Genomic DNA, 5,446 nt, shown 5'->3' with positions numbered 1-5,446 from the left:
GAGCCGGCCGGGCACGGCGAGCCGGCCGGGCAGGGCGAACCGGCAGGGCACGGCGACGAGCACACCGGCGGGCCCGCGACCGGGCCGGCGGCCGCTGAGGACCACGCGGCCGACGGACTGGCCCGGGCTGCCGACGGCTACCGGCTGGATGCGGTCAGCGCACCCGAGGTGGTCGGGCGCGAGGGCGTCCTCGGCCTCACCGTGCGCGACCCGGACGGCCGCCCGCTGACCGGCTACCAGGTCTCCCACGAGAAGGAGCTGCACCTGGTGGTGGTGCGCACCGACGGTGCCTTCTTCCGCCACGTGCACCCGGTGCGGGACGCCGACGGGCGGTGGTCCCTGCCCTGGCGGTGGGAGGCCGCCGGCAGCTACCGGCTCTACGCCGACTTCGTCCCCCGGGACGGCAGCGGGCTCACCCTGTCCACCCTGGTGCAGGTCGGCGGCAGCTACGACCCGCGGGTGACCGACGGACCGGTCCGCACAGCGGAGGTCGACGGCTACCAGGTGCGTCTCGACGGCACGCTGAGCCCGGGCACGGCCACCACGCTGACCGCGACGGTGACCCGCGACGGGTCCCCGGTGACCCGGCTCGAGCCGTACCTGGGCGCCTTCGGCCACCTGGTCGCCCTGCGCGACGGCGACCTGGCCTACCTGCACGTGCACCCGCACGGGGACGTCCCCGCGCCGGGTGACCGGTCCGGGCCCGAGATCGCCTTCGAGGCCACCGCGCCCACGCCCGGGCGCTACCTGCTCTACCTCGACCTCAAGATCGACGGACGGGTCCGCACCGCGGCCTTCGTCCTCGACACCGACGGCTCGACCGGGAGCGAGCAGGGCGAGCAGCAGGAGCAGGACGAGTCGACCGGGCACGACGAGGAGGAGGGGGCCGACCATGGCCACGACGGATGAGCAGGCGCTGGTCGACCTGCAGCTGCAGATCGGCGGGATGACCTGCGCCTCCTGCGCCGCCCGGGTCGAGAAGCGGCTCAACCGACTGGACGGCGTCCGCGCCACCGTCAACTACGCCACCGAGACCGCCAGCGTCAGCCTGCCCGCCGACCTCGACCCGCAGACGCTGGTCGAGGAGGTGCAGAAGACCGGCTACACCGCCGCGCTGCCCGTCCCGCCGCAGGACCGTGACGAGGAGCGGCCGGCCGGGGACGACGAGCTGGCCTCGCTGCGCCGGCGGGTGCTGGTCTCGGCGCTGCTGACCGTGCCGGTGGTCGCGCTGGCGATGGTGCCGGCCTGGCAGTTCGACTACTGGGGGTTCGCCTCGCTGGTGCTCGCCGCCCCGGTGGTGGTGTGGGGCGCCTGGCCCTTCCACCGCGCCGCCGCGCTCAACCTGCGGCACGGTGCGGCCACCATGGACACCCTGATCTCGGTCGGCACGCTGGCGGCGCTGCTGTGGTCGGTGGTCGCGCTCTTCCTCGGCAGCGCCGGGGAGCCCGGGATGGTGCACCCGTTCCGGCTGACCGTCGAGCGCGGCGACGCCGCCAGCCAGATCTACCTCGAGGTCGCCGCCGGCGTGACCACCTTCGTCCTGCTCGGCCGCTACCTGGAGAAGCGGTCGAAGCGGCGGGCCGGCGACGCGCTGCGGGCGCTGCTCGAGCTCGGGGCCCGGACGGTCGCGGTGCTGCGGGACGGCCGCGAGCAGCAGGTGCCCGTCGAGCAGCTCGCCGTGGGCGAGGAGTTCGTCGTCCGGCCGGGGGAGAAGATCGCCAGCGACGGGGTGGTCGTCTCCGGGCGGAGCGCGGTGGACGCCTCCCTGCTCACCGGGGAGTCGGTGCCGGTGGAGGTCGGCGAGGGCGACCCGGTCACCGGCGGCTGCGTCAACGCCGGCGGCCGGCTGGTGGTGCGGGCGACCCGCGTCGGGGCCGACACCCAGCTGGCCCAGATGGCGCGGCTGGTCCGCGACGCCCAGTCCGGCAAGGCGGAGGTGCAGCGGCTGGCCGACCGGGTGTCGGGGGTCTTCGTGCCGGTCGTCATCGCCGTCGCGATCGGCGTCCTGGGCGTGTGGACCGGGGCCGGGCACCCGCTGAGCGCGGGGTTCAGCGCGGCGGTGGCGGTGCTCATCATCGCCTGCCCCTGCGCCCTCGGGCTGGCCACGCCGACCGCGCTGCTGGTCGGCACCGGCCGCGGCGCCCAGCTGGGCGTGCTCATCAAGGGCCCGGAGGTGCTGGAGTCCTCCCGCCGGGTCGACACCGTCGTGCTCGACAAGACCGGCACGGTCACCACCGGCACCATGACCCTGCTCGAGGCGGTGCCGGCGGCAGGTGTCGGGCCCGTGGAGCTGCTCCGGCTGGCCGGCGCGCTCGAGGACGCCTCGGAGCACCCGGTCGGTCGCGCGGTCGCGGCGGGGGCCCGGGCCGAGCTCGGGACGCTGCCCGCGGTGGACGGGTTCGAGAACCTCGAGGGCCGCGGCGTGCAGGGGGTGGTCGACGGGCACCAGGTGCTGGCCGGTCGGGAGTCGCTGCTGGTGGAGCGCTCGCTGCCCCTGGACGAGGAGCTGGCGCGGGCCAAGCGGGGCTTCGAGGAGGAGGGTCGGACCGTGGTCGCGGTGGCCTGGGACGGTGCTGCCCGCGGTCTGCTGGTGGTGGCCGACGAGGTCCGGCCGACCAGCGCGGAGGCGGTCCGCGGGCTGCGGCGGCTGGGGCTGACGCCGGTGCTGCTCACCGGTGACCACCGTGCGGTGGCCGAGCAGGTGGCCGCCGAGGTGGGCATCGAGCGGGTGGTCGCGGAGGTGCTGCCGCAGGAGAAGGTCGACGTGGTCGCGCGGCTGCAGGCCGAGGGCCGGGTGGTGGCGGTGGTCGGCGACGGGGTGAACGACGCGCCCGCGCTGGCCCGCGCCGACCTCGGGCTGGCCATGGGCGGCGGCACCGACGTCGCGATCCAGGCCGCCGACATCACGCTGGTGCGGGGCGACCTGCGCTCGGCGGTCGACGCGCTGCGCCTGGCCCGGCGGACGATGGGCACGATCCGGGCGAACCTGTTCTGGGCGTTCGCCTACAACGCGGCGGCGATCCCGCTGGCGGCCGCCGGCCTGCTCAACCCGATGCTGGCCGGCGCGGCGATGGCGCTGTCGAGCGTCTTCGTCGTCACCAACAGCCTGCGGCTGCGGGGTTTCCGGTCCACCGCGACCGCGCCCGGGGAGCAGCCCGGCTCCGACGGCGCCGGGGCTGGTCGGCCTCGGGCATCATCGACCCGACGCAGCAGCGAACAGGAGCAGCGAGCATGAGCACCACCGAGGCAGCAGCCACCCACGGCTACATCAGCGACAAGGACCGCTACCTGGCCCGGCTCAAGCGGATCGAGGGGCAGGCCCGCGGCATCCACCGGATGGTCGAGGAGGACACGTACTGCATCGACATCCTCACCCAGATCAGCGCACTCACCAGCGCACTGGAGAAGGTGGCGCTGGGTCTGCTCGACGACCACCTCAAGCACTGCGTGGTGGGCGCCGCCCAGGCCGGCGGACCGGAGGCCGACGCGAAGATCAAGGAGGCCTCGGCCGCCATCGCCCGCCTCGTCCGCTCCTGAGCACCCGTCGGAGGGTGGACGCTCTGCTCTGAGCAGAACCGGCAGCGGCAGGCCGGGCTCGCGGCGTAGCGTCACCGCCATGGGTGACGTGGTGCCGCTGGGTCGGGGACGCGCTGAGCCGCCGGGACGCCGCGGGCGCGACGACGTCGAGCCGCTGTGGCGCGACCTGGTCGGACGCCGGCTGCGCCGGGAGCGGCAGCGCCAGGGCCGCACGCTGGCCGAGACCGCCGAGCGCGCCGGCATCTCCACCCAGTACCTCTCCGAGGTCGAGCGCGGGCGCAAGGAGCCGTCCTCGGAGATCCTCTCCGCCGCCGCCGGCGCGGTCGGGCTCAGCCTGCTCGACCTCACCACCGCCGTCGCACACGACCTCCGCGTCTCCCGCACCTCCCTGCGCGGCCCGGTCGCCCTCGCCGCCTGAGCCGACGCTCATCCGGGAGAGACGGCCGTGGCTAGTGAGCGGACGGCATCCGCGCGGTCGTCAGAAGGGTGGCGGCTCGTCACCCGCTGATGGCGGTGAGCCGCTGGGGCTCGGTGCCGGACCGGCGCGGTGCGGTGATGCTCCGACGATCTGTCGTCGTCGGCGGGCCGAGGGCGGGCGTCCGGGCACCAGGGCCGGTGGAGGTGGTGGGGGTGCGATCTGGTCGGGGTGGCGCAGCGGGGGAGCTGGCTGGTCGAGTGCGCGGGTGCCGCCGTTCCGGCCGCGCCGGTACTGACGGCCGTGGGGGCTGGTCCACAGGTACACCCCGGGCTCCGTCACCACGTACGACCAGCGCTCGAAGGTCTTGCCGAGGTGGTGGGCCAGGCACAGCGGGGCCAGGTTGGTCGCGGAGGTCGGGCCGCCGAGCCGGTGGGGCCGGACGTGGTCGTACTCGACCTGCGCGCGGGCGCGGTCGTGCAGGGGTCGGGGGTGCGCGGCTCGGTGGCACCACGGGAAGACGCAGGTGCGGTCACGCAGCGCGACCTGCTCCTTCAGCCAGTCCGGGACCTCATAGCCCTCGACACCGGCCTCGGCGCCGAGGTCGACCACCGGCTTGACCGTCACGGTGGCACCCGGGCGCCCGCACCAGTCGCGGATCTGCCCGGCGGTGACCGGGACGCCGGTGTTGCCGACCCGGCCGACCTGCGCGTGGTCGGGCTGGGCCGAGGCGGTGCGGCCGAGGGCCTCGGCCGACAGGTGCAGGTACAGGGTGATCCGTGGACCCCGTGCCGCACCCCGACGGTCCGCGCCCGGGCCGGCGTCGTCGCTGGTGAGGTCGAGGGCGGGCTGGCAACGGGCGAGCTCGCCGAGGGCCAGGGCGCGGCGCACGTCCGCAGACTCCGTGCAGCCCGCCCCGGCCAGCGCGCGGGCACCCTCCTCGACGGCCAGGTCGAGGTCGAGGGCGTCGGCCAGGTCGAGGGTGCCCCGCACCTCCGACAGGCCGTTCCCGGCTCCGGTGGTGTCGTGGAACACCCGGAAGCAGCGGCCGTCCTCGGCGAGCAGCCTGCGGCGTTCGGCCTCCGCCGGCATGAACTCGGCGACCGCGGCGAGCACCAGCCGCTCCAGCTGCACCGGGCCGATCTGGCCCACCACCGCCGACACCTGGGCGTCGACGAAGGAGGCCGCCTCCTGGCTGAGCCCCATCGTGCAGTCCGCCACCTGGCGGGCCCGCCACGCCGGCACCCGCTCGGCGTGCACCAGCGCCCACAGCCGGGGCAACCGGTGCCGGAGCTCCAGCGCGTGCCCGACCAGCCGCTGACCCGCACCGGTCGAGAGCCCGAGCACCGCGGCGAGCTCGGCGAGGCACGACACGTCCACCTGCGCCGTGCCCTCGCCGGCGAGCGGGCAGCCGGTGTCGCGGCCACGCTCGGAGAGGGTCGCGGCCAGCTCCGGGCACGGGGCCGGGTGCAGGTCGGCCCAGCGCGCGGCCTG

At 75.8% G+C, this 5,446-nt stretch carries 5 protein-coding genes; 4 read left to right on the top strand and 1 reads right to left on the bottom strand.

Translation table 11 applies throughout. The features are described from left to right. The 4 genes from DVA66_RS16605 to DVA66_RS16590 all read left to right on the top strand — a co-directional run. Positions 1-909 (top strand): heavy-metal-associated domain-containing protein (locus tag DVA66_RS16605; protein ID WP_198671861.1); only part of this gene is annotated, 909 nt, incomplete at its 5' end. Then, a complete protein-coding gene (locus DVA66_RS16600) occupies positions 893-3,235 on the top strand; it encodes a heavy metal translocating P-type ATPase (RefSeq protein ID WP_198671860.1) in 2,343 nt (780 codons plus the stop codon). The genes DVA66_RS16605 and DVA66_RS16600, both read left to right, overlap by 17 nt. Then, complete coding sequence (locus tag DVA66_RS16595) at positions 3,232-3,537, top strand: metal-sensitive transcriptional regulator (RefSeq protein ID WP_114127360.1); 306 nt, start codon at positions 3,232-3,234, stop codon at positions 3,535-3,537. The genes DVA66_RS16600 and DVA66_RS16595 overlap by 4 nt, the downstream gene beginning before the upstream one ends. A 79-nt stretch (positions 3,538-3,616) precedes the next feature. Further along, positions 3,617-3,955 carry a helix-turn-helix domain-containing protein gene (locus DVA66_RS16590; protein WP_114561067.1) on the top strand — a complete coding sequence of 113 codons (339 nt, stop codon included), beginning with the start codon at positions 3,617-3,619 and terminating at the stop codon, positions 3,953-3,955. A 60-nt stretch (positions 3,956-4,015) separates the two neighbouring features. Here the strand turns inward: DVA66_RS16590 and DVA66_RS16585 are convergent. Continuing rightward, the coding region (locus DVA66_RS16585; RefSeq protein ID WP_157974070.1) for an HNH endonuclease signature motif containing protein at positions 4,016-5,446 on the bottom strand (1,431 nt) is incomplete at its 5' end.

Source organism: Desertihabitans aurantiacus (assembly GCF_003344635.1).
In the GTDB taxonomy this organism is placed as follows: Bacteria; Actinomycetota; Actinomycetes; order Propionibacteriales; family Propionibacteriaceae; genus Desertihabitans; species Desertihabitans aurantiacus.
The sequence above is the reverse complement of the archived record's forward strand: the minus strand, read 5'-3'. Positions and strand labels throughout refer to the sequence as shown.

What these genes read in the sequence shown, in the direction of transcription:
- DVA66_RS16595 (WP_114127360.1), top strand. Translation starts at nt 3,232, where the DNA reads ATGAGCACCACCGAGGCAGCAGCCACCCACGGCTACATCAGCGACAAG.
- DVA66_RS16590 (WP_114561067.1), top strand. Translation starts at nt 3,617, where the DNA reads ATGGGTGACGTGGTGCCGCTGGGTCGGGGACGCGCTGAGCCGCCGGGA.
- DVA66_RS16600 (WP_198671860.1), top strand. Translation starts at nt 893, where the DNA reads ATGGCCACGACGGATGAGCAGGCGCTGGTCGACCTGCAGCTGCAGATC.